The 21,031-nt window shown below is 70.5% G+C and carries 22 protein-coding genes and 1 tRNA gene; 9 read left to right on the forward strand and 14 right to left on the reverse strand.

The genetic code is table 11. The features are described 5' to 3' along the window. The first annotated feature begins 37 nt into the window (after nucleotides 1-37). Nucleotides 38-430: an SgcJ/EcaC family oxidoreductase gene (locus ACBR40_RS12820; protein ID WP_371248791.1), complete on the forward strand. Its 393-nt coding sequence runs from the start codon at nucleotides 38-40 to the stop codon at nucleotides 428-430. A gap of 21 nt (nucleotides 431-451) precedes the next feature. Next, nucleotides 452-1,393 (forward strand): GNAT family N-acetyltransferase, encoded by a 942-nt coding sequence (locus tag ACBR40_RS12825; protein ID WP_371248792.1) that lies wholly within the window; start codon nucleotides 452-454, stop codon nucleotides 1,391-1,393. Nucleotides 1,394-1,402: 9 nt separating this feature from the next. On the opposite strand, the gene ACBR40_RS12830 is transcribed toward ACBR40_RS12825, so the two are convergent. From ACBR40_RS12830 to ACBR40_RS12840, 3 genes are all read right to left on the reverse strand, one after another. Continuing rightward, complete coding sequence (locus ACBR40_RS12830) at nucleotides 1,403-1,687, reverse strand: hypothetical protein (RefSeq protein WP_371248793.1); 285 nt, start codon at nucleotides 1,685-1,687, stop codon at nucleotides 1,403-1,405. Between the two features lie 130 nt (nucleotides 1,688-1,817). Beyond that, nucleotides 1,818-2,897, reverse strand: coding sequence for a hypothetical protein (locus ACBR40_RS12835; protein ID WP_371248794.1), 1,080 nt, complete (start codon nucleotides 2,895-2,897; stop codon nucleotides 1,818-1,820). 97 nt (nucleotides 2,898-2,994) lie between these two features. Continuing rightward, on the reverse strand, nucleotides 2,995-3,483 hold the full coding sequence (locus ACBR40_RS12840; RefSeq protein WP_344213923.1) for a hypothetical protein: 489 nt from the start codon (nucleotides 3,481-3,483) through the stop codon (nucleotides 2,995-2,997). 156 nt (nucleotides 3,484-3,639) lie between these two features. Between ACBR40_RS12840 and ACBR40_RS12845 the strand changes: the two genes are divergently transcribed. Next, entirely contained in the window at nucleotides 3,640-4,176 is a 537-nt protein-coding gene (locus ACBR40_RS12845) for a peptidylprolyl isomerase (protein WP_371248795.1), read from the forward strand. A 62-nt stretch (nucleotides 4,177-4,238) separates the two neighbouring features. After that, on the forward strand, nucleotides 4,239-5,111 hold the full coding sequence (locus ACBR40_RS12850; RefSeq protein ID WP_344213919.1) for a rhomboid family intramembrane serine protease: 873 nt from the start codon (nucleotides 4,239-4,241) through the stop codon (nucleotides 5,109-5,111). Nucleotides 5,112-5,188: 77 nt separating this feature from the next. Here the strand turns inward: ACBR40_RS12850 and ACBR40_RS12855 are convergent, their stop codons facing one another. After that, the gene (locus ACBR40_RS12855; RefSeq protein WP_344213917.1) at nucleotides 5,189-5,434 is read right to left on the reverse strand and encodes a cell division protein CrgA; all 246 of its coding nucleotides are present in this window, start codon (nucleotides 5,432-5,434) and stop codon (nucleotides 5,189-5,191) included. A gap of 144 nt (nucleotides 5,435-5,578) precedes the next feature. On the opposite strand from ACBR40_RS12855, the gene ACBR40_RS12860 reads away from it, so the two are divergent. Genes ACBR40_RS12860 through ACBR40_RS12870 form a run of 3 tightly spaced genes read left to right on the forward strand, consistent with a single transcriptional unit; the run spans nucleotide 5,579 to nucleotide 6,937 of the window. Further along, nucleotides 5,579-6,202, forward strand: coding sequence for a class E sortase (locus ACBR40_RS12860; protein ID WP_344213915.1), 624 nt, complete (start codon nucleotides 5,579-5,581; stop codon nucleotides 6,200-6,202). A 7-nt stretch (nucleotides 6,203-6,209) separates the two neighbouring features. After that, nucleotides 6,210-6,368 carry a hypothetical protein gene (locus tag ACBR40_RS12865; protein WP_371248796.1) on the forward strand — a complete coding sequence of 53 codons (159 nt, stop codon included), beginning with the start codon at nucleotides 6,210-6,212 and terminating at the stop codon, nucleotides 6,366-6,368. Further along, nucleotides 6,365-6,937, forward strand: coding sequence for an aminodeoxychorismate/anthranilate synthase component II (locus ACBR40_RS12870; protein ID WP_371248797.1), 573 nt, complete (start codon nucleotides 6,365-6,367; stop codon nucleotides 6,935-6,937). Before ACBR40_RS12865 ends, ACBR40_RS12870 begins: the two co-directional genes overlap by 4 nt. A gap of 147 nt (nucleotides 6,938-7,084) precedes the next feature. Here the strand turns inward: ACBR40_RS12870 and pknB are convergent, their stop codons facing one another. The 7 genes from pknB to ACBR40_RS12905 all read right to left on the reverse strand — a co-directional run bounded on the left by pknB (nucleotide 7,085) and on the right by ACBR40_RS12905 (nucleotide 15,803). Continuing rightward, nucleotides 7,085-8,950 (reverse strand): Stk1 family PASTA domain-containing Ser/Thr kinase, encoded by a 1,866-nt coding sequence (gene pknB / locus ACBR40_RS12875; RefSeq protein ID WP_371248798.1) that lies wholly within the window; start codon nucleotides 8,948-8,950, stop codon nucleotides 7,085-7,087. Nucleotides 8,951-9,032: 82 nt separating this feature from the next. Continuing rightward, nucleotides 9,033-10,421, reverse strand: coding sequence for a protein kinase (locus ACBR40_RS12880; protein ID WP_371248799.1), 1,389 nt, complete (start codon nucleotides 10,419-10,421; stop codon nucleotides 9,033-9,035). Nucleotides 10,422-10,442: 21 nt separating this feature from the next. Beyond that, on the reverse strand, nucleotides 10,443-11,903 hold the full coding sequence (locus ACBR40_RS12885; protein WP_344213905.1) for a penicillin-binding protein 2: 1,461 nt from the start codon (nucleotides 11,901-11,903) through the stop codon (nucleotides 10,443-10,445). After that, the gene (locus ACBR40_RS12890) at nucleotides 11,900-13,282 is read right to left on the reverse strand and encodes an FtsW/RodA/SpoVE family cell cycle protein (RefSeq protein WP_344213903.1); all 1,383 of its coding nucleotides are present in this window, start codon (nucleotides 13,280-13,282) and stop codon (nucleotides 11,900-11,902) included. The genes ACBR40_RS12885 and ACBR40_RS12890 overlap by 4 nt, the downstream gene beginning before the upstream one ends. Continuing rightward, entirely contained in the window at nucleotides 13,283-14,578 is a 1,296-nt protein-coding gene (locus tag ACBR40_RS12895; protein ID WP_344213901.1) for a Stp1/IreP family PP2C-type Ser/Thr phosphatase, read from the reverse strand. It abuts the gene before it with no gap. Further along, nucleotides 14,575-15,045, reverse strand: coding sequence for an FHA domain-containing protein (locus ACBR40_RS12900; RefSeq protein ID WP_344213899.1), 471 nt, complete (start codon nucleotides 15,043-15,045; stop codon nucleotides 14,575-14,577). The genes ACBR40_RS12895 and ACBR40_RS12900 overlap by 4 nt, the downstream gene beginning before the upstream one ends. 17 nt (nucleotides 15,046-15,062) lie before the next feature. Next, on the reverse strand, nucleotides 15,063-15,803 hold the full coding sequence (locus tag ACBR40_RS12905) for a DUF3662 and FHA domain-containing protein (RefSeq protein WP_091081864.1): 741 nt from the start codon (nucleotides 15,801-15,803) through the stop codon (nucleotides 15,063-15,065). Between the two features lie 200 nt (nucleotides 15,804-16,003). Between ACBR40_RS12905 and ACBR40_RS12910 the strand changes: the two genes are divergently transcribed. Beyond that, nucleotides 16,004-16,086, forward strand: a tRNA-Leu gene (locus tag ACBR40_RS12910). Nucleotides 16,087-16,315: 229 nt separating this feature from the next. Here the strand turns inward: ACBR40_RS12910 and ACBR40_RS12915 are convergent. Both ACBR40_RS12915 and ACBR40_RS12920 read right to left on the reverse strand, forming a co-directional pair. Further along, the gene (locus ACBR40_RS12915) at nucleotides 16,316-17,341 is read right to left on the reverse strand and encodes a hemolysin family protein (protein ID WP_344213897.1); all 1,026 of its coding nucleotides are present in this window, start codon (nucleotides 17,339-17,341) and stop codon (nucleotides 16,316-16,318) included. Then, nucleotides 17,338-18,735 carry a hemolysin family protein gene (locus tag ACBR40_RS12920; protein ID WP_344213895.1) on the reverse strand — a complete coding sequence of 466 codons (1,398 nt, stop codon included), beginning with the start codon at nucleotides 18,733-18,735 and terminating at the stop codon, nucleotides 17,338-17,340. The genes ACBR40_RS12915 and ACBR40_RS12920 overlap by 4 nt, the downstream gene beginning before the upstream one ends. A gap of 293 nt (nucleotides 18,736-19,028) precedes the next feature. Here ACBR40_RS12920 and ACBR40_RS12925 point away from each other — a divergent pair, with 293 nt between their 5' ends. Then, the gene (locus ACBR40_RS12925; protein WP_371248800.1) at nucleotides 19,029-20,336 is read left to right on the forward strand and encodes an LCP family protein; all 1,308 of its coding nucleotides are present in this window, start codon (nucleotides 19,029-19,031) and stop codon (nucleotides 20,334-20,336) included. A 19-nt stretch (nucleotides 20,337-20,355) separates the two neighbouring features. Here the strand turns inward: ACBR40_RS12925 and ACBR40_RS12930 are convergent, their stop codons facing one another. Continuing rightward, on the reverse strand, nucleotides 20,356-21,009 hold the full coding sequence (locus ACBR40_RS12930; RefSeq protein ID WP_371248801.1) for a GPP34 family phosphoprotein: 654 nt from the start codon (nucleotides 21,007-21,009) through the stop codon (nucleotides 20,356-20,358). Nucleotides 21,010-21,031 lie beyond the last annotated feature (22 nt).

A 21,031-nucleotide genomic window follows, 5' to 3' on the forward strand; every position in this document is an offset into this window, starting at 1 on the left:
GCCCAGGATAGGCGCCGCGACCGAGAGGAACCGCGTCATGTCCACCACCCAATCCACCGTCGAGATCAACGGCCTGCTCGCCCGCCTGACCGAGACCTGGAACGCCGGCGACTCCGCCGGCTACGCGGAGCTGTTCACCGCGGACGCCGACTACGTCACCTTCTTCGGCCTGCACCTCAAGGGCCGCGAGGCGATCGAGGAGACGCACCGGGGGCTGTTCCGCACCGCGATCAAGCTCGACGAGACCGACGTCGAGCCGAGCATCAGGCACATCACCGACGACGTCGCCGTGGTCGTGACGGGCGGGTCGTCGTCCGTGAACGGCGTCCCCGACCCGAGCCGGACGTCCACCGTCACCTTCACGGCGCTGCGCACCCCCGAGGGCTGGCGCTTCGCCTCCTTCCACAACTCGCGCGTGGTCAAGCCGTGAGCTGACCTAGGCTCCCTTGTCATGAAATGGGAGCCTTTGACCCTGGCGGACGCCCGGCCGCTGGCCGACCTGCTGGGCGCGATGGAGGCCGTGGACCGCGCCGGCGTGGTCCACGGCGTGGACGAGGTGGCCGGCTACCTCTCCAGCCCGCTGCTCGACCTGGCCGAAGGCACCCTCGCGGCCTGGGAGGGTGACCGCCTGATCGCCTTCGGCCACCTGCCGGTCATGCAGTCCGCCCCGGAGACGCACACCATGCGGCTCTGGGGCGGCGTGCATCCGGACCACCGCCACCGCGGCCTCGGCCGGCGGATCGTGGACTGGAGCCTGCGTGCCGCCCCGGGGCTGAGCGCGCGGGCCTTCCCCGGCGTTCCCGCGGAGGTCCACCTCACCGCGTACGCCACCGACCCCGGAGCGGCGGTGCTCGCGGAGGCCGCCGGGTTCGTCCCGGTACGCACCTTCGCCCGCATGGCCCGCCCGCTGCCGGGCGACCTGCCCGCCGTCCGGCCCCCGGCCGGCGTGTCCGTCCTTCCCTGGTCGCCGGACCTGGACGAAGGCGCCCGTGCCGTACGCAACCAGTCCTTCCGCGACCACTGGGGCAGCGTGCCGCACACCCCGGAGAGCTGGCGGGCCGCCATCACCGGCCCGCCCAACTTCCTGCCGGGCTCGTCGTTCGTGGCTGTGGCGGACGGGCGGGCCGTCGGCGTGCTCATGACCCACCACCGTGAGACGCCGACCGGCGAGCGCGTCGCCTGGATCCAGATCGTCGGCACGCTGCGCGAGTGGCGCGGCAGGGGCGTGGCCGGCGCGCTGCTCGCCCACGCCCTCGCCGCCTTCACCGCCCAGGGCTACGACGCGGCCGGGCTCGGCGTGGACGCCGCCAACCCGACGGGCGCGGTCGCCGTGTACGAACGCGCCGGCTTCACCGTCGCCCACCGCAGCACGGCGTACTCCCGCCCGGTGTGAAGCGGCTGCTCATGAGGGGCAGGGATGCGACACGTGCCGGTTGGGGCAGCAGATCAGCCCCAGGCTCACGAACCTGCCACCCTTCAGCCACTCACCCCACTGCACGTCCACGCCCCTGGGCAGCGCGTCCCTGGCGTTGACCAGGCGTTCCTCCAGGGGGATGCGCTCCGGCCGGATGAGGGACGCGCGCACCTTGCCGTACTCGCGGGCCAGCCAACCGGCGGCGTCCTCGACCTCATGGAAGGCGCCGGCGATGCGCGAGGCGGGCTTGGCCAGCCAGTCACCGGTCCGCATCGGCGGCAGCGGCGAGGAGGGAAAGCCGGGCGAGCCGGGCCGCCTCCCGGACTCGTCGCCCCGGTGGTTGTATCTCCTCGTCTAAGTAGCAGATAGTAGCCGCGCCGCTACGAGAATGGGCGGCGACGCGCTAACCCCGGTCGAACGACGGGTGCGGGCCCAGGGCCCAGTACTCGAACAGGCCGTGTCCCACCAGCCCGTCGTACTCGAAACGTCCCACCGCGTCCACGAGCCCCCACATCCGGTCCGCGTCCTCCGGCAGCCGGTACGTCATCCCCTGCACCACCGGATCCGGCCCCTGGTACATCCCGTGCCGCCAGTCCGGTTCGAGGCCGTAGCCGGTGCCGGCCATCAGGTGGACCGGCAGGACGGGGGTGCAGCGCACATCGAAGGGCTTGCCGGTGGGCGGGGTGAAGGTGATGACGGCCTCGACGACGTCCCGGGTGCCGGGCGCGTAGACGGGCCGGTAGTCGGGGCGGCCCAGATACTCCTCCTCGCGCCCGTCCGCCCACACCCGGACGGCCTCCTCCAGCAGCCGCCGGCCCCGCTCGTCCTCCTGGACGATGCACAGGATCGCGTGGTCGCCGAAGCTCATGGGGGCGTACAGCCAGTAGAAGGTGCCGGCGTTCCTGGACTGGATGCCGGGCGGCTCGGCCTCGCCGACCGGGCGGATGCCCCAGGAGCGGTCCCTGGTGCCCAGCCAACGGTCCGGCGTGACCGGGATCTCCTCGTCGCCGATCCGTACGTGCCCGGACCAGCGGCCGGTCTGCGCGAGCCGGACGGAGTCGAACATCACCCGCTCCTGCCACCGCAGGAAGTGCCGCGGCTCGAGGGTCGCCGGGATCGTGCCCTCCCAGCTCAGGTCGAAGGACAGCCCGTACGCGTTCGGCTCCAGGACCACGCGCAGCCGCTTCAGCCCTTCGACGACCTCGACCCGGAACGGCCCGACCCCGGTGTCCATCCGGTCCGCGCCGAGCTCGCGCGAGGCCCGTACCACCCGGTGCAGGTCCCCCCGGCGGGCCAGGGCGAAGGCGTCGGTGACGCCCAGGTTGGGGTACTGGCCGAGGCCGACGATGAGCATGAGCTCGTCGGTGCCCGCATGACAGTTGAAGTAGTAGCGGTCGTAGAAGTTGCGGTCGGAGGTGGTCACGTGCCGCATGACCTGGGCCGCCTGGTGGACGGGGTGGTCGTCGAGGGGTGACAGGCTCATGTCCGTTTGTAGCAAGCGCTTGGTAAGCGGTCAAACCCCCCGGAAAGGAGAAGCGCCCCCGTGCCGGAGCACGGAGGCGCCTACCCTGGTCGCCGGATCAGGACATCTTGCGAGACGTCTCGTCCGCCCGGTCCGACACACCGCTCGCCATATCGGCGGTACGGTCCGCCTTCTCACTGACCCACCGTGAGGCATCGGAGGCGGAGTCCTTCATGTGCTCGGTCCACTGCTGGGCATTGCGGCGGTAGGCCATGTAGCCCATCGCACCCACCGCGAGTCCGGTCATCAGGACGAGCATCGGCCACTTGCGCGACCGTGTCCGAGCCGGTTCGATCTTCCTGGCCGCCGCGGTCAGCATGGAGCTGATGTACGGGGCGACCTGGTCCTCGATGCCGTGCGCCGCGGACTCCAGCCGCGGTGCCGCCCACGAGCGGGCGTCCTCGATACGGTGCGTGGCGGCCATCCTGGCCTGGTCGGCCATCGGCGACATGCGTTCGCCGGTTTGCACGGCCCGGGTCTTCACGCGACCCATCCACGTGGCGGGTACCTCTATGGCCACGCGGCGCTTTCTCAGTGTCAGGGACACGACAACCTCCCCTGTCGTTGGGATCCCGAGCCTGACCTTCCCTGGGGGAGGCGGTCCATTCATTGCGGTCCGTGGGAGGATGGTCACAGCGGCCATAAGGCCACAGTTCGCACAAGATCACCAACAACCCTGTACATAAAGGGGGGCAGCTGTCTCGTGGCTGAGAAGCTGATCGCTAACCTGCAGACCAACCGCGGCCTCATCAAGGTCGAACTCTTTCCCAACAGGGCGCCGAAGACGGTGCGCAACTTCGTGGAGCTGGCCGAAGGCACCCGCGAATGGACGCACCCGGGCACCGGCGAGAAGAGCACGGGCCGCTACTACGACGGCACCATCTTCCACCGCGTCATCCCGGGCTTCATGATCCAGGGCGGCGACCCGCTGGGTCAGGGCATCGGCGGCCCCGGCTACGAGTTCGACGACGAGATCCACCCCGAGCTCTGGTTCAACCGCCCCTACCTGCTGGCCATGGCCAACGCGGGCATCCGCTTCGGCAAGGGCACCAACGGCTCGCAGTTCTTCGTCACGGTCGTCCCGACGCCGCACCTCAACGGCAAGCACACCATCTTCGGCGAGGTCATCGAGGGCCAGGACGTCGTCGACGCCATCGCCAAGACCCGCACCGACGCCCGCGACCGGCCCGTCGAGGACGTCATCCTGGAGTCGGTCACCATCGACCGCGTGCAGGGCTGAGCCCGCGTTCCTGAGGGGCGGGCGAAGCGCAGCAAGCCGTAACAGGCCATAGGCTTTCGGTCATGACCAGCCAGCCGCCCAGCCCGCCCCCTCAGCCGGAGCAGCCGGCCGAGGCCGTGCCCACGTGCTACCGGCATCCCGACAAGGAAACCTGGGTCCGCTGCCAGCGTTGTGAGCGCCCGATCTGCCCCGACTGCATGCGTGACGCGGCAGTCGGCTTCCAGTGCCCCGAATGCGTGGCCGAGGGCAACCGCGGCATCCGTCAGGCCCGCTCCACCTTCGGCGGCAACGTCGTACGCACGCCGATCGTCACGTACGCGATCCTGGTCATCAACCTGCTGATCTTCGGCGCCCAATATCTCACCGGCGACCGCGTCACCGGCGAGCTCGCGATGTGGCCCGCCGGGGTCGCGCTCGGCGAGCAGTACCACCGGCTGATCACCGCCGCCTTCGTGCACGGCGGCGTGATGCACATCCTGTTCAACTCCTGGGCGCTCTACGTCGTGGGCCCCTACCTGGAGCGCTCGTTCGGCCACGCCCGCTACATCGCGATCTACCTGATCAGCGCGCTCGGCGGCAGCGTGCTCGGCCTCTGGCTCGACCCGCTCAGCCAGCCGACGGTCGGCGCATCCGGCGCCATCTTCGGCCTGTTCGGCGCGGTCTTCGTAGTCGGCCGCCGGCTCAACATGGACGTACGCGGCATCGCCGTGCTGATCGTGATCAACCTGGCGATCACCTTCGTGGTCTCGGGCATCAGCTGGACCGGGCACGTCGGCGGACTGATCACCGGCTCGCTGCTGGCGGCGGCCATCGCCTACGCCCCCAGCAGGAACCGGACCCTGTGGCAGGCGGCGACCATCGCGGGCGTGCTGATCGTGCTGATCGCCCTGGTGCTGGTGCGCGTGTCGGCCATCCAGGCCGCCGTCGGGGCCTGAACGGGGCCTGAACGGGGCCTGAACGAGGGCCGTCACGTGACGGCGCCCACAGGGTGTGGAAAAAACTGTGGAAAGAACTAACGCCAGCGGGTGGAAAGAACCACACCGAAGATGATGAACACGAACCCGATCAGCAGGTTCCAGTTCTGGAGCTCGCCGATGAAGGGCGTGCTGGGCGCGACGTAGTAGACCGCGATCCACAGGATGCCGATGATCCACGAGACGACCATCGTCGGCGCCAGCCACCGCGGGCTGACCTTGACCTGCTGCGACCTCTGCGGCGGCGTGTAAACCGCCTTCTTACGAGCCTTGGACTTGGGCACTGGGTAACTCCTGCTGAGGGCCTGGGGCATCCGGATCGTCCGCAGGCTCTTCGGTTAGCCTAATCGAGACGGGCCCAGGATAGTCGCCACGCGCACGTCCTGGCGATCCCCGGCCGCCGCGACTCCCCCGTTTACCCTGATCGAATGCGGGCTGCGCTCCGGGCCCTGGGGGAGACGAGCATCACCGCGGGCCTCATCCTCATGCTGTTCTGCGCCTATCTGCTCTGGGGCACCGGCGCCTACACCCGGAGCCAGCAACTGCTGCTCCAGCGCGAGCTGGCCGCGGCGAAGGCGGCCGGCGAGCGCGGCCGTCTCGACCGGATCGACCTGGGCCGGGCCGTCGCCGTGCTCGGCATCCCGAAGCTCGGCCCCGGCTACCGGTACGCGATCGTCGAAGGCGTCGGCGCCGACCAGCTCAGGAAGGGGCCGGGCCACTACCCGGGCAGCGCCCTGCCCGGCCAGATCGGCAACTTCGTGGTCTCCGGGCACCGGACCACGTACGCGGCCCCGTTCAACCGGCTCGACGAGCTGGAACGCGGCGACGAGATCGTGGTGGACGCCCGCGAGGCCCGCTACACCTACCGCGTCACCTCCCAGGACGTCGTGGAGCCCGACGAGGTGGACGTGCTCGCCCCCGTGCCCGGCAAGCCCGACATCCGCCCCATCCGTGCCTACATCACGCTGTCCACCTGCCATCCGGAGTACTCCGCCGCCCAGCGCCTCATCGTGTACGGCGTGCTCAAGGAGACCCAGCTCAGGAAGGAATGAGCCCCAGATGTACGCCTGGCTCTGGCGCAAGCTGCCCGGCCCCCTGCCCCGCCGCGTCCTGACCGCCGCCGTGCTGGTCACCGCCGTGGTGGCCGTACTGTGGTTTGTGGTCTTTCCGCTACTGGAGCCGCTGGTGACGCTCGACGAGGTGACGGTCAAGGAATGAGCCGCGTGCTGGTGGTGGACAACCACGACAGCTTCGTCCACACGATCGTGCAGTACCTGCGCGTCCTCGGGGCCGAGTGCGACGTGCGCCCGCGTGACGAGGTGCGCGAGGCCGACGCCGACGGCTTCGACGGCGTGCTGGTCAGCCCCGGCCCCGGCACCCCCGAGGCGGCCGGCGTGAGCGTCCCGCTGGTCCGCCGGGCGGTCGCGCGGCGGCAGCCGCTGCTCGGCGTCTGTCTCGGCCACCAGGCCATCGCCGTCGCCTGCGGAGCTACCGTCACCCGCGCGCCCGAGCTGTTCCACGGCCGGACGAGCGACATCCTGCACGACGGCGAGGGCGTGTTCGAGACGCTGCCCTCGCCGGTGCGGATGACCCGCTACCACTCGCTCGCCGTCCTGCCCGAGACGGTGCCCGAGGCGCTGGAGGTGACCGCGCGCACCGCCGACGGCCTGGTCATGGGCCTGCGCCACCGCCGGGCGCCGGTCGAGGGCGTCCAGTTCCACCCCGAGTCGGTCCTGTCCGAGCACGGCTACAAGCTGCTGGAAAATTGGCTTCGGCGAACCCTGTAACAAATGTCGCGCTGCCACCGACTTACCAGTGAACGTCCCCGCCGTTGCCCCCGAGCGGCGGGGGCGTTCTTTTTTTCGTCCCAGAAACGCCGAGGGCCGCCCCTCCCGGAAGGGAGAGGCGGCCCTCAGCGGCGTCAGGACCGGTCGCTAGAACCCGTCGGGCTCGTCGTCGATCGGGTTGTCGTTCGTCGGCGGTTCGTCGATCGGGTTGTCGCTGGTCGGCTCGTCACTGGGCTGCTCGGGGAAGTCGTCGCTCGGCTCCTGCGTCGGCTGCTGCGGCTGCTGCGGCCCGGTGGACACCACGATCGTGATCGTCGTGTTGGGCGCCAGCTTGGCCCCCTCGCCGGGGTTCTGCTGGATGACCGTGCCCTGCGGCTGGTCGCTCGGCTGCGGAACGACCTTCACCCGGAAGCCGGCCGCCTTGATCTGCGCGGAGGCGTCCTCCTGAGTGAGCCCGATGACGCTCGGCACCTCGCCCAGCTCCTTGGGCACGAAGAGGGTGACGGTGCCGTTCTCCTCGATCTCCTCGCCGGCCTTGGGGTTGGTGTCGATGACCGTGCCCTGCTTCTTGCTGGAGACCTTGGTCTTGACCGTGCCGCGCAGGCCCTCCTTCTCGAGGGCGGCGATCGCGTCCTCCTGGGACAGGCCGATGAGGCCGTCCGGCACCTTCTTCTTGGCCGGGCCCTTGGAGACGTAGAGCTTGACCGCCGAACCCTTCTCGACCTTGGTGTCCTCCGGCGGGTCGGTCCGGATCACGCTGCCCTTGTCGATCTCGGAGCTGTTCTCCTGGACGACCTCGACCTTGAGCTCGAGCGCCTTGAGCTGCTCCTCCGCGTACGCCCGCTCCTGCGAGGCGAGTGAGGGGATCGTGACCTGGCTGTCGGAGGCGGCGCCGCCGCCGCCGTTGGCGAAGACGATGTAGCCGACCGTCACGAACGCGCCGATGATCAGCAGCGGGATGATGATCCACAGGGCGGTCTTGAGGCCGTTGCCCCCGCCTCCTGAGGCCCGGCGCCGGCCGCCACGGCCGCCGCCCTCGCCGTCGCCGTACTCGTAGGGCGGGACGGCGTTGGTGCGCTGCGTGGCCGGGCCGGTCGCCGCGTGCGTGGCCGTCATCATGCGCGTGCCCTGGTAGCCGCCGGCGTTCATCGCCATCGTCTGGGCGTCGGTCGGCATGCCGGACATCGCCCGCTGGATGTCGGCGCGCATCTCGCCCGCGCTCTGGTAGCGCTGGGCGGGGTCCTTGGCCATGGACTTGAGCACGATCGCGTCGGCCCAGGCCGGGATCTCGGGGTCGATCTGCGACGGCGGGATCGGCTCCTCGCGGACGTGCTGGTAGGCGATCGCGACCGGCGAGTCGCCGGTGAACGGCGGCTGGCCCGTCAGCAGCTCGTAGAGCAGGCAGCCGGTGGAATAGATGTCGCTGCGCGCGTCGACCCGCTCGCCCCGCGCCTGCTCCGGCGAGAGGTATTGGGCCGTGCCGATCACCTGGGCGGTCTGCGTCATCGTGGCGGCCGAGTCGGCCATGGCGCGGGCGATGCCGAAGTCCATCACCTTGACGTCACCCGCACGGGTGATCATCACGTTGGCCGGCTTGATGTCGCGGTGCACGATGCCGCCGCGGTGGCTGTAGTCGAGCGCCCGAAGGATGCCGTCGACCAGCTCGACCGCGCGCTCCGGCAGCAGCCGCCGGTCCTGGCGCAGCAGGTCGCGCAGCGTGCGGCCGTCGACGTACTCCATCACGATGTACGGGACCGGCGCGCCGTCGGTGACGTCCTCGCCGGTGTCGTAGACCGCGACGACGGCGGGGTGGTTGAGTGAGGCCGCCGACTGCGCCTCGCGGCGGAAGCGGGCCTGGAAGGTGTGGTCGCGCGCCAGGTCGGAGCGGAGGGTCTTGATCGCGACTATGCGGTCCAGCCGGATGTCTCGGGCGCGATACACCTCAGCCATGCCGCCGCGCCCGACGACACCGTCGAGCTCGTAACGACCTCCGAGTAGCCGAGGCTGAGTCATTTCCTGCACTGTCCCTTACCGTTCATCTTGGGTACCGGCCTGCTCGGGGGCCGCCGGTGTCCATCATCGACCCCCTGGCGCGTCACGTCTCCTCCTCGGGCGTGTTTGTCGCACCCTGATCCGGCGAAGCGGGCGGTGTCGGAGTTGTCAGGGTTGTGGTGGGCTTCGGGGTTGTGGGGGTAGGCGTCGGGGTTCGCGTCGTCGGGGTCGGTTTGGGGGTCGGCTTTCTTGTGGGAGTAGCCGACTTGCTTACCGTAGCCGACCGCGAGGGTGTAGGCCGCGACGACCTGACCGGAACCACCGGGGGCCGGTGGGTCCGCGGTTTGGTCCTGCCCGGCCGCACCTGCGCGGGCGAGGGCACCGGGGGCGTCGGCTCCGCGGTGCCTGGCGTGGCGGTGATGCCGGGGGTCCGGGCGGCGAGGGTCATGGCGCTGAGCCCCACCGCGGCGACGCAGCCGGCCGTGGCGACCACGGCCAGTGTACGGGCGCCCCGGCGGCGCCGCCTCGCCGGCGCCCGCCCGGTGGCGTGCTCGTCGGGCGCTGTCTCGTCGGGTGCTGTGGCGGTGACCAGGTCGGTCTCCTGCTCGTCCTCCGGCGACGGCTCGCGTACGCGGAAACCGCCGGGGTCGGTGAGCATGCTCAGCTCGGCGGGCCGCTCGGCGGCGGCCGCCAGCGACTCGCGCAGCACGTACGCCCGGTCGGCCACCTCCATCGCCGTCCCCGGCCGCAGCCCGGGATCCTTGGCCAGCAGCCTCATCACCAGCTCGCGCACGGGCGCGGGCACGTCCACGCCGAGCGGCCTGGGCGCCTCGTTGAGATGCCGCAGCGCGATGGCCACATGATTGTCACCCAGGAACGGCGTGCGCCCGGCCAGGCACTCGTAGGCGACCACCCCGAGCGAGTAGAGGTCGGTCGACGGGGTGAGCGGGAAGCCCTGCGCCTGCTCGGGGCTGACGTATTGGGCGGTGCCCAGCACGGTGCCGGTCTGCGTGACCGGCGCCGCCTCCAGGGCCCGCGCGATGCCGAAGTCGGTGACCTTGATCACGCCCTCGGGCGTGACGAGCAGGTTGCCCGGCTTGACGTCGCGGTGGATGACGCCCGCCGCGTGCGCCGTGTGCAGCGCCCTGGCGGTCTGGTGCACCACGTCGAGGGTCACCTCGGCCCCGATGGCGCCGTTGCGCGCCAGGATGGCCGACAGCGGCTCCCCGTGGACCAGCTCCATCACGAGGTAGGCCAGATCGCTCTGCTCGCCGTAGTCGAAGACCTGGGCGATCCCGGGGTCGGCCAGGGACGCGGTGATCCTGGCCTCGTTCCTGAACCGCTCGCGGAAGGCCGGGTCGACGTGGATGTGACTTCGGAGGATCTTGACGGCCACCTCGCGGCCCAGGAGCTCGTCCCGGGCACGCCACACTTCTCCCATACCGCCCATGGCGATGCGGGAGACCAGGAGGTAGCGGTTACGGAGCCGCATGATCCAGCAGGTTACCGTCGGTCACTTGGTGAGCACCGCCTCCAGCACGGCCTTCGCGATCGGGGCGGCCGTGTGGCCGCCGGTCGCCTCCGCGCCGACGTTGGCCGCACCGGACTCGACGATGACCGCGAGCGCGATCTTCGGGTCGTCGGCGGGCGCGAAGGAGATGAACCAGGCGTGCGGCGGCTGGCCGTCGGCCGTCTCCGCGGTGCCCGTCTTTCCCGCTACTTGGACGCCCGGGACCTGCGCGAGGTTGGCGGTGCCGTTCTGGACGACGCTGACCATCATCTGCCGCAGCTTGCCGGCGGTCTCCTCGCTGACCGCGTCCGTCAGCTCGTCGGGGTCGGCCTCGTCGATCGTGTCGCCCTTGGAGTCGGTGATCTTGTTGACGAGATAGGGCTTCATGACCGTGCCGTTGTTGGCGATGCCGGCCGCGATCATGGCCATCTGCAGCGGCGTCATGCGGTTGCTGCGCTGGCCGATGGAGGCCATGGCGAGCGCCGCCTTGTCCTCCTCCTTGCCGAAGTCGCTCTGCGCCACCGACATCGGCACGCCGATCTGGGTGCCCATGCCGAACTTCTCGGTCTGCTCGTTCATCTTGTCGTAGCCCAGCTCCATGCCCATCTTGCCGAACGGCGTGTTGCAGGACCTCTCCAGCGCGTACGTGAGCGTGACCGAGCCGGAGCCGCAGGCCGCGCCACCGTAGTTGGGCAGGCTGATGTTCGTGCCGGGCAGCGGGAGGTTCTGCGGCGCGTCCACGGTCGTGTCGGGCCCGCGGTCGGAATCGTCCTCCAGGTAGGCCGCCATCGTCACGACCTTGAACGTCGACCCCGGCGGGTAGGTCTGCCCGATCGTCCGGTTGAGCAGCGGCTGGTCCTTGGCCTTGGCCAGCTCGTCGTAGCGGGAGAACACCTTGCCCTTGTCGGTGCCCGACAGCTCGGTCGGGTCGTAGGTGGGCAGCGACACCATGGCGAGGATCGCGCCCGTCTTGGGCTCGATCGCGATGACCGCGCCCCGCTTGCCGCTCTGGCGCAGCGCGTCGTAGGCCGCCTTCTGGGCCTTGGGGTTGATCGTGACCTCGACGTTGGCGCCCTTGGTCGGCTCGCCGGTGAACAGGTCGATGCTGCGGCGCAGCAGCAGGTCGGCGCTGGAGCCGTCGAGCAGTTTGTTCTCGCTGGCCTCGATCGCGCTCGCGCTCTCCGGCGAGAAGAAGCCGGTGACGTGCGCGTACAGCTTGGCGTCGGGGTATTGCCTGATGAACCTGAACTGCTTGCTGTCGGTCTCCACGGACTGCGCGATCACCTTGCCGCCGGCGGTGATCCGCCCGCGCTCGATGGAGTAGCGCTCGTAGAAGTTGCGGATGTTGCGCGCGTCGGCGCTCAGCTCCTCGGCCCGCACCGCCTGCAGGAAGTTCACGTTGATCATCAGGAGCGCGAACATGGCCAGGCAGGCCACGGACACGCGCTTCAGTGTGCTGTTCATCGCTGGAACACCTGCGTCAATCCTTCGTTCTGGATCGCCTGGGGTGGGGGGCGCCGGGCGGCGTCGGACGTGCGTACCAGCAGCGCGATGAGGATCCAGTTGGCCAGCAGGGCGGAGCCGCCCTGGGACATGAACGGGGTGACCAGGCCGGTCAGCGGGATGAGGTTGGTCACGCCGCCGACGATGATGAACACCTGCCACGCCAGCAGGAACGCGAGGCCGCCCGAGAGCAGCTTGCTGAAGGGGTCGCGGGCCGCCAGCGCGGTGCGCAGCCCCCGCTCGACCAGCAGCGCGTAGAGCATGAGCAACGCCATGAGGCCCGTCAGGCCCAGCTCCTCGCCGGTGGCCGCGAAGATGAAGTCGGAGAACGACAGCGGGATCCGCTCGGGATGCCCCTGGCCGAGCCCGGTGCCGAGGATGCCGCCGGCGCCGAAGCCGAACAGCCCCTGCATGATCTGGTAGCTGCCGCCGATCTCGCGGTCGTAGAACTCGGGGTTGCCCGGATCGAGCCAGATCTCGAACCGGTCGCCCACGTGCGAGAACGCGAGCCCGGCGAGATAGGCGCCGCCGACGAACAGCAGCAGGCCGATCAGCACCCACGAGGTGCGCTGGGTGGCGATGTAGATCATCGCGATGAACGTGCCGAACAGCAGCAGCGAGGTGCCGAGGTCCTTCTCGAAGACCAGCACGAGCAGGCTCAGCCCCCACGTCACGAGGACGGGGCCGAGGTCGCGGGCCCGGGGCAGGTCGATGAAGAGCAGCCTGCGGCCGGCCAGCGCCAGCACGTCGCGCTTGGCCACGAGGTAGCCGGCGAAGAAGACCACCAGCGCCAGCTTGGCGAACTCACCCGGCTGGATCGAGAAGCCGCCGATGCGGATCCAGATCTTGGCGCCCTGGACCTCGCTCAGCGAGCCGGGCAGCAGCGCGGGGATCGCGAGCAGCACCAGCCCGATCGCGCCCGCGGTGTAGGTGAGGCGCTGCAGCATGCGGTGGTCACGCAGCACGATGAGGGTGGCGGCGAACATCACGACGCCGAGGCCGGTCCACATGATCTGGCTGGCGGCCGACGCGCCGGCCATCTTGGCCGACTCCAGCCGGTAGATCATCACCAGGCCGAGGCCGTTGATCAGCGTCACCAGCGGCAGGATCAGCGGGTCGGCCCAAGGGGCGAACTTGGCCAGCACGAGGTAGGCGACCAGCATGATGCCGCCCAGGCCGAGACCGTAGGCCAGCATGCCCGCGGGCACCCGGCCGTCCACGGCGAGGCCCACGTTGGCGTAGGCGCCCATGACGATCAGGACCGCGAGCGCCAGCATCACGAGCTGGGCCACCCGGCGCTTGGCCGGCATGGGGACGGGGGAAGCTGCGACTTCGCTCATCTATTGCGGTTTCGTCTTGGTCTTGGTCGCGGACGCCGACGGCGTGGGGGACGGGGACGCCGTCGTCGAGCCGTCGTCGGCCTGGCTCGTGGAGAACTTCAAGCTGTTGATCTTCTCCACGCCCGCGTCGGCGTTGGTCACCGGTATGCCGCTCTTGACCAGCGCCTGATCGGCCTCGGACAGCCGGGAGAGCTGCCGCCCGGTCGGCCGGGAGACACTGAAGAGCTGGAAGGGACCCACCTCCTTCTGCACCCCCCGATAAACGACCACTTCGTCGCCCCTAGCGCCGACGAAGAACTGGTCCTGGGTCCACTGGTATCCAAAGTAGCCGCCGACGCCGACGGCCGCGCCGCCCACGCCGAGCACGGTGACCAGCACGGGCCACATCCGGCGACGACGCCGGCCGGCCGGCCGCTGGGCGACCGGCTCTCCGAAGTCGTCGTCAATGAGGACCGGCTGGGGCGCGGTCACCGCGTCGGCTCGCCCCGGCTGGGTGTCCTGGGGGGCGCCATGCAGCCGGGTCATCCCCGCCGCGCCGACGACGGCGGCCTCGGCGGGCACCGGCTGCCCATCGTCGATCTCCAGGACGTCGGCCAGCACGCAGGTGATGTTGTCCGGCCCGCCACCGCGGTTGGCCAGGTCGATGAGCTGGCGGACGACCTCCTCGGGGTCGTCGATGTTGGTGAGCGTGGCGTGCAGCGTCTCCGCGCTCACCACCCCTGACAACCCGTCGGAGCACAGCAGGTAGCGGTCGCCCACCTGCGCCTCCCGCAGCGTGAGGTCGGGATCGACCTCGCCGCTGCCGTCGAGCGCGCGCAGCAGGATCGAGCGCTGCGGGTGCGTGGCGGCCTCTTCCGGCGTGATGCGCCCGTCGTCGACGAGCTGCTGGACCAGGGTGTGGTCATGGGTGATCTGGTAGAGCTCGCCGCGTCTCAGCAAGTAGGCGCGCGAGTCTCCCACGTGGACGAGGGCTACCTGGGTGCCGCTCCACAGCATGGCCGTGAGCGTCGTGCCCATGCCCTTGAGGCTGGGATCCCGGCCCACCATCTCGTGCAGCCTGCGGTTGGCATCGCGTACCGCTGCCTCAATGGCGTTGAGCAGGTCACCCCCCTGGGGGGCCTCTTCGAGAGAGGCCATGGCGGCGATGGCGACTGAGCTCGCCACCTCGCCGTGTGCGTGCCCGCCCATGCCGTCGGCGACGGCGAGCAGGCGGCCGCTGGCGTACGCCGAGTCCTCGTTACCTTCGCGGAGGAGGCCGACGTCCGAGCGGGCGGCGTAGCGGAGTGCGATGGTCATTTGCGCAATTCAATGACTGTCTTGCCGACGCGGATCGGAACACCGAGCGGCACCGGGGTCGGGCGGGTGACTTTGTTGCGGTCGAGGTATGTGCCGTTGGTGGAGCCGAGGTCTTCCACGATCCACTGGCCGTCCTGTGGGAAGAGCCGGGCGTGCCGGCTGGATGCGTAATCGTCGCTGACTACCAGCGTGGCGTCGTTCGCCCGGCCAATGGTGATGGGCGTCTCCGTGAGGTCGATGGTGGTGCCTTGCAGCGGGCCACCGGTGACGATGAGCTGGCGTGGCTCGCCCTTCTTGCTCTTGGGCTTCGCCGGTGCCTTCGTGGTCCGTGGCGCCTTGCGCGGGGCCGCGGGAGCCGTGCGTGAACCGAACAAGTCAGTCCGGATCACGCCGACTGCGGCAATGACGAAGAACCACAGCACCGCCAGGAAGGCTAGCCGGATCAGCAGCAGCGTGAGCTCGGACATGGACCGTCTGTTTACCTCTAATCGCGCCGGAAAACCAGAGTCGTGCGACCCAGCGTCACTCGCGTGCCGTTCTGGAGCTCGATCCTGCGTACCGGCTGGCCGTTGACGAAGGTTCCGTTCGTCGATCCGAGATCCACGAGAGCCACTGTCTGGCCCTCGACGCGCAGCTCGGCGTGGTGCCGGGAGACGCCTGGATCGACGAGACGAAGATCGCAGTCGGTGCCCCTGCCGAGCAAGGTCACCGGAGTGGTGAGCTCGTAGGAGCGGTCGCCCTGCGGGTCGTCCTGAGTGGACACGAGCAGCCTGGGCCGCCCGTTGAACGCGTTGGGCCGGGACGGAGGCAGGTCGCTCGCCGGCTGGCGGATCTCGTCCTGCTCGACCGTCGCGCCGCGGATGACCCCCGACCGGATGCGGAACAGGCCCACAGCCAGATCGCCGGCGGTCTCGAAACGCACCCGGACCGGTCCTACGAAGGAGTAGCCCTGCTCCTTGGCGTACTCCCTGGCGAGGTTGGCCAGCTCGTGGCTGATGCTGTCGGCGTAGACCTCAAGCCGTTCGCTGTCGGTCGTGGACAGCTCCACCACGAAGTCGTTGGGCACGAGCGTCCGACCCTGGGCCACGATCGCCGCGCGCTCGTCCATCTCACGCTGAACCGCACTGGCGACCTCGACCGGCTGGAGATCGGATTTGAACGCCCGCGCAAAGGCTCCCTCAACCAAGCCCTCGAGCCTTCGCTCGAAGCGCTGAAGGACTCCCACCGGGTACCTCCCTTCCTCCGTGCATATGATCGCGGCCCCCAGGCGCGTCCGGCGCCCGGTTTCCGCTTGTTCCACGTGGCGGCGTTCCTCGGCGCCCGTCGGCTGTCGCGCCCAGCTCCTCCGCTCCCGTGTCTTATGCGATCGTATCCGGGTTCAGTACCACTGGCTGTTCCGTGCTAATGTTCTTTCCGCACCCACAAGGGCGGGTGGCGGAACGGCAGACGCGCACGGTTCAGGTCCGTGTGTCCGAAAGGACGTGAGGGTTCAAATCCCTCCTCGCCCACCTCGGGTCCACCGATGAAATCGGCAGACCCACACTGACGAAAGCAGCCCCGGTTCGCAAGAGCCGGGGCTTTTTCTTTGTCGGGCCCTGGTGCGCACGGCCGCGCTCCGCAAGGAGGACGGTAGATGGCTCCGCTTGCAGATCACTTTCGGGTGGCTTGCGTGATTTAGCTCACAAAAGGGCTTTCTCGTGCCGGCTCGGCGACGAGCCGGCACGAGGGAACCCGAGCTCAGCCCGCCGTGGCCCCTGCCGCCCTGGTGTCCAGGAGCTCGCCCAGGAGGTCGGTGAGGCTCACCATGCCGATGACGGCGCCCGCGGCGTTCGTCACCAGGGCCAGGTGCGCCCGCGCGTCCTGAAGGGCCGTCACGGCCTCCGGCACCTGCGTGACGCACGCCAGCCTCGGCAGGGGGTGTTTCAGCGACTCCGCGGTGGCCTCGGGCCGCAGGAGGGCGTCCCTGGCGTGCAGGGCGCCCTCGACGCCCGACGGGCCCTCCACGAGCAGCCTCAGGTGCCCGCTGCCGGCGGCCGCCTTCCTGATCTCCCGCCCGGTCGCCTTCACACCGACCTTCACCGCGCGCTCGATGGGGACCATCAGCCGCTCGATGCCCTCCGCCTGGAGGCGGAGCGCCCGGGTGAGCAGGTCGTGCTCCTCGCGGTCGAGCAGGCCCATGCGGCCCGACTCGCCCACCAGCATGGCGAGCTGGCGAGGGGTGCGGGTGGTCGCCAGCTCGTTCCTCGGCTGGACGCCGAAGAGGCGCAGTATGGCGTTCGTCAGGGCGTTGAGCGAGCGCAGGAGCGGGCTCATCGCGCTGGTGAACGCGCGGAACGGCAGCGTCAGGAGCAGCGCCGCCCGCTCGGGGTGGGTCAGCGCCCACGACTTCGGCGCCATCTCGCCGACCACCATGTGCAGGAACGTCACCAGCGCCAGGGCGATGGTGAGCGAGATCGGCAGGCGCAGGCCCTCGGGGACGCCCAGAGCGGCGAACAGCGGCTCCATCGCGTGCTCCAGCGCCGGCTCGGTGACCTGACCGAGGCCCAGGGTGCACAGGGTGATGCCGAGCTGCGCGCCGGCCAGCATGAGGGAGAGCTGCCGCCCGCCGCCGACCGCCGACTTGGCGGCGACGCGGATCAGGCGGTTGCCGCCCGTGGCCATCTCCTCCAGCCGGTGGCGGCGGGCCGAGACGAAGGCGAACTCCGCGGCCACGAACAGGGCGTTGAACGCGAGCAGGGCGAGACTGAGGAGCAGCAGCGTCATCGGGCCGCCTCCGCCCACTCGCCCCGCTGCTCAGCAGCCTGTTCCGCCGGCTGTTCCGCCGGCTGTTCCTCTGGGGACACGCGGACCCACTCCGGCACTCGTCTGTTGAGCGACATCACCGTCAGGCGGGCCGTACGGCCGCCCTCGTCCTCCTCGAAGGGGTCGTCCGTGTCCGCGGTGACCGGGACGGACACCGCGTCGCCCGGGTCGGGCAGGCGGCCCAGGCGGGCCAGGACCAGGCCGGCGAGCGTGTCGTAGTCGTCGCTCTCGGGCAGGCTGAGGCCCGTGGCGCGCTCGACCTCGTCCAGGCGCAGCCGTCCCGGCACCTCCCAGACGCCGCCGGGGCGCTGCACGGCGCCGAGCGGCTCGGGGTCGTTCTCGTCCAGCAGCTCGCCCACCAGCTCCTCGGCGAGGTCCTCGACGGTGATGACGCCGGCCAGGCCGCCGTACTCGTCGATGACGCAGACGATGTCGTCCTTGGCGCCGCGCATGCGGTCGAGCACGAGCGGGAGCGGCAGGCTGTCGGGCACCAGCAGCGCGGGACGGGTCACCGCGCCGACGCGCCCCTCCTCCAGGCCGGAGGCCAGCAGCTCGCGGACGCCCGTCACGCCCAGCACGTCGCCGTCCTCGGCCAGCACCGGGTAGCGGGAGTGGCCGCGCTCGCGCATGACGCCGAGGAGGTCGGAGATGGGCTGCGACTCGCGCAGCACGACCACGCGGGGGCGCGGCACCATGGCCTCCTCGGCGGTGCGGTCGCCGAACTCCAGCGCCCGCTCCAGCAGGTCCGACAGCCGCGGGGGCAGCTCGCCCGCGCGGGTCGACTCCTCGATGATGCGCGACAGCTCCTCGGGGGTCGCCCCGTGCTCCACCTCCTCCACGGGCTCGATGCCGACCAGGCGCAGCAGGCCCGTGGCGGCCGAGTCGAACAGCCGCACGACGGGGCCGACCACCGCCAGGTACACCAGCGTCGGCCGGGCCAGGAACTTGGCCACCGGCTCGGGCCTGGCGATGCCCAGGTTCTTGGGCGCCAGCTCGCCGAGGACCATCTGCACCACCGTCGCCACGAGCACGCCGCAGGCCACGGACACGCCGGAGATCATGGTGTCGGACATGCCCGTCCCCTCCAGCCAGGGGCGGACGATCACGGAGATCGCCGGCTCGGCGAGGAAGCCGACCAGCAACGCGGTGACCGTGATGCCGAGCTGGGCGCCGGAGAGCATGAACGACAGGCGCGAGGTGACCTTGAGCGCCTTGTCGGCGGCGGCGTCACCGGCGGCGGCCTGCTCGCGCAGGACACCCCGGTCGGCGGCGACGTAGGCGAACTCCTGGGCGACGAAGAATCCGGTCGCGGCGGTGAGGAGGAACAGGGCCAGTAGCCCGAGATAGGCGCTCACCGAAGTGAGCCCTCAGAGGAACCCGTGCACCGGCACGGGCATGGACTCCACGGGTCCGGAGCGGACACGATCATCCCTTCGATAGAGGTCGTCCCTTAACTAACGACGCAGGCGGCGTCTATGTTTCCGCCGCTGCTTCCGTCACACCCGTCACAAGGGTCATTCGAGGGCGTCCGCGCCGCTTACGATCTTTTGGTTCCCGGTACTTTTCCGTGGAGCAACCTTGGCGGCACTCCGCACAGTCGGGGGGATCGACGTACCGTCTATGACATACCGAAGGGGAAGAGGGCGAAGTGTCTGAGGACGACCGGACGCGAGCCATGCGCTCGCCGGGCGACGGGCGCCCGCTGCCGCCGAGGCCGGACGACGGCCTCCGCTCGGGCGGCGCTCCCGCCCACCAGACGCCGCCCTTGAGAGGGGCGAACGCGCCCACCCACAAGCTTCCCACCGTCCCGCAGGCGCCCGAGCCGTCGTCCCCGCGCGCCGCGAACGACGGCGCGCCGGCGCAGGGGCGCTCGCGCGTCTACGGCCGGGAACGTTCCGGCGGCGGCGGCCCGGTCCGGCCGCTGCGCTCGTCGTCGGGCGGCGGCGGCGAACCGCCCGAGCAGGGCCGCGGCGGGACGCCACGGGGGCCGCGCAGGCGGCCGTCCGGCCGGCTCATCGTCAAGATCATCGCGGCGGCCCTGGTGGCGCTGCTGGTGACGGGCATCGGCCTGCTCTTCTGGGTCAACTCGCGGCTGACCGGCATCGAGGGCGTGCTCGACCCCTACGAGGGCCGCCCGGACGACACCCCCGGCACCAACTGGCTGCTGGTCGGCTCCGACAGCCGCAAGGGCCTCTCGGCCGCCCAGCGCAAGAAGCTGGCGACCGGGCGGGCGGTCGGGCAGCGTACGGACTCGATGATGCTGCTGCACATCCCCGACAGCGGCGACAGGCCCACGCTGGTCAGCCTGCCGCGCGACTCCGCCGTCACGATCCCCGGCAGAGGCCGCGACAAGCTCAACTCCGCCTACGCCTTCGGCGGACCCAAGCTGCTCGTCCGCACCGTGGAGACGGTCACCGGGCTGCACATCGACAACTACATGGAGATCGGGTTCGCCGGGTTCGTGGACATCGTGGACGCGGTCGGCGGGGTCGAGATCAACGTACGGGCCGCGGTCGACGACCCCAAGGCCGGGCTCAAGCTGAAGAAGGGCACCCAGGTGCTCAACGGCTCCCAGGCACTCGGCTACGTACGCACCAGGAAGGGCGGCGCGCTGCCCGACTTCGAGCGGACCAAGCGGCAGCGGCAGTTCCTCGGCGCGGTCGTGAAGAAGGCGGCGAGCCCCGGCGTGCTGATCAACCCGTTCACCTCGATCCCGCTGGCCATGAGCGCCACCGACGCCGTCGAGGTCGACACCGACACGGGCGTGTTCGACATGCTGTCGCTCGGGCTGTCCATGGGCGACAGCCCGGTGACGACGGTGGTGCCCTTCGGCGGGGAGGAGGCCGTGGCGAGCGGCGGCACGGCGATCAAGTGGGACCGCACCAAGGCGGTCGCCCTATTCGACGCGCTCAAGGAGGACAAGCCGGTGCCGAAGGAAGTGATCGACGCCAACTGAGGCTCCGCGCCCCGGCCGGTCAGCCTCCGCCGGCGGTGGCCGCGACCGTGGTGGCGGTGATCGCGGCGATGGTGGCGGCGTTGATGGCCGCGATCGTCCTGGCCACCGCGTCGCCCGCCCAGGCGCCCTCGGTGAGCTCCTTCACCCGTTCCTTGCTCGCCCCGGGGAACGCCTTGCGGTCGAGCTTGGCCGCGTGCATGATCGCGATCAGGACGGCGGTGCGGGGGTCGGGCTCCGCGCCGCCGAGCACGCTCGCCACCCGCTCCCTGACGTCGGCCTCCACGCTCGGGTCGGCCTCCGGCCAGCGCGTGACGGGGAAGATCCCGAGCACCTTGCCCCGCTGCTCGGTCAGCACGCCGGACTGGGCGAGCCTGGTCAGCAGGCGCGCCCGCAGCTTGTGCGACTGCAGGCGCTGCACCCACCAGGCGGGCTTGCGCTCCTTGCGCTCGTCGCCCAGGCGGCTCAGCGCGGCGTCCAGCTCGTCGTCCCCGGTAGGCGCGGAGTCGATGAGCACGAGCCTGTCGTCCGTCAGCTCGACGCGGCCCTCGACGGCGAGCTCGGCGAGGAGCGCGCCGGCCAGCGCGGGGTCGAGCTGCACGGTGCTGATGAGCTGCTTGCCCTCGTCCTCGCTGTACGCGAGCAGGAGGAGTTCTTCGGCGATCGTCACCTTCATGCCCCGACACTAATCGCCCGGA

This window comes from Nonomuraea sp. AD125B, from assembly GCF_041402765.1.
Classification (GTDB): Bacteria; Actinomycetota; Actinomycetes; order Streptosporangiales; family Streptosporangiaceae; genus Nonomuraea; species Nonomuraea bangladeshensis.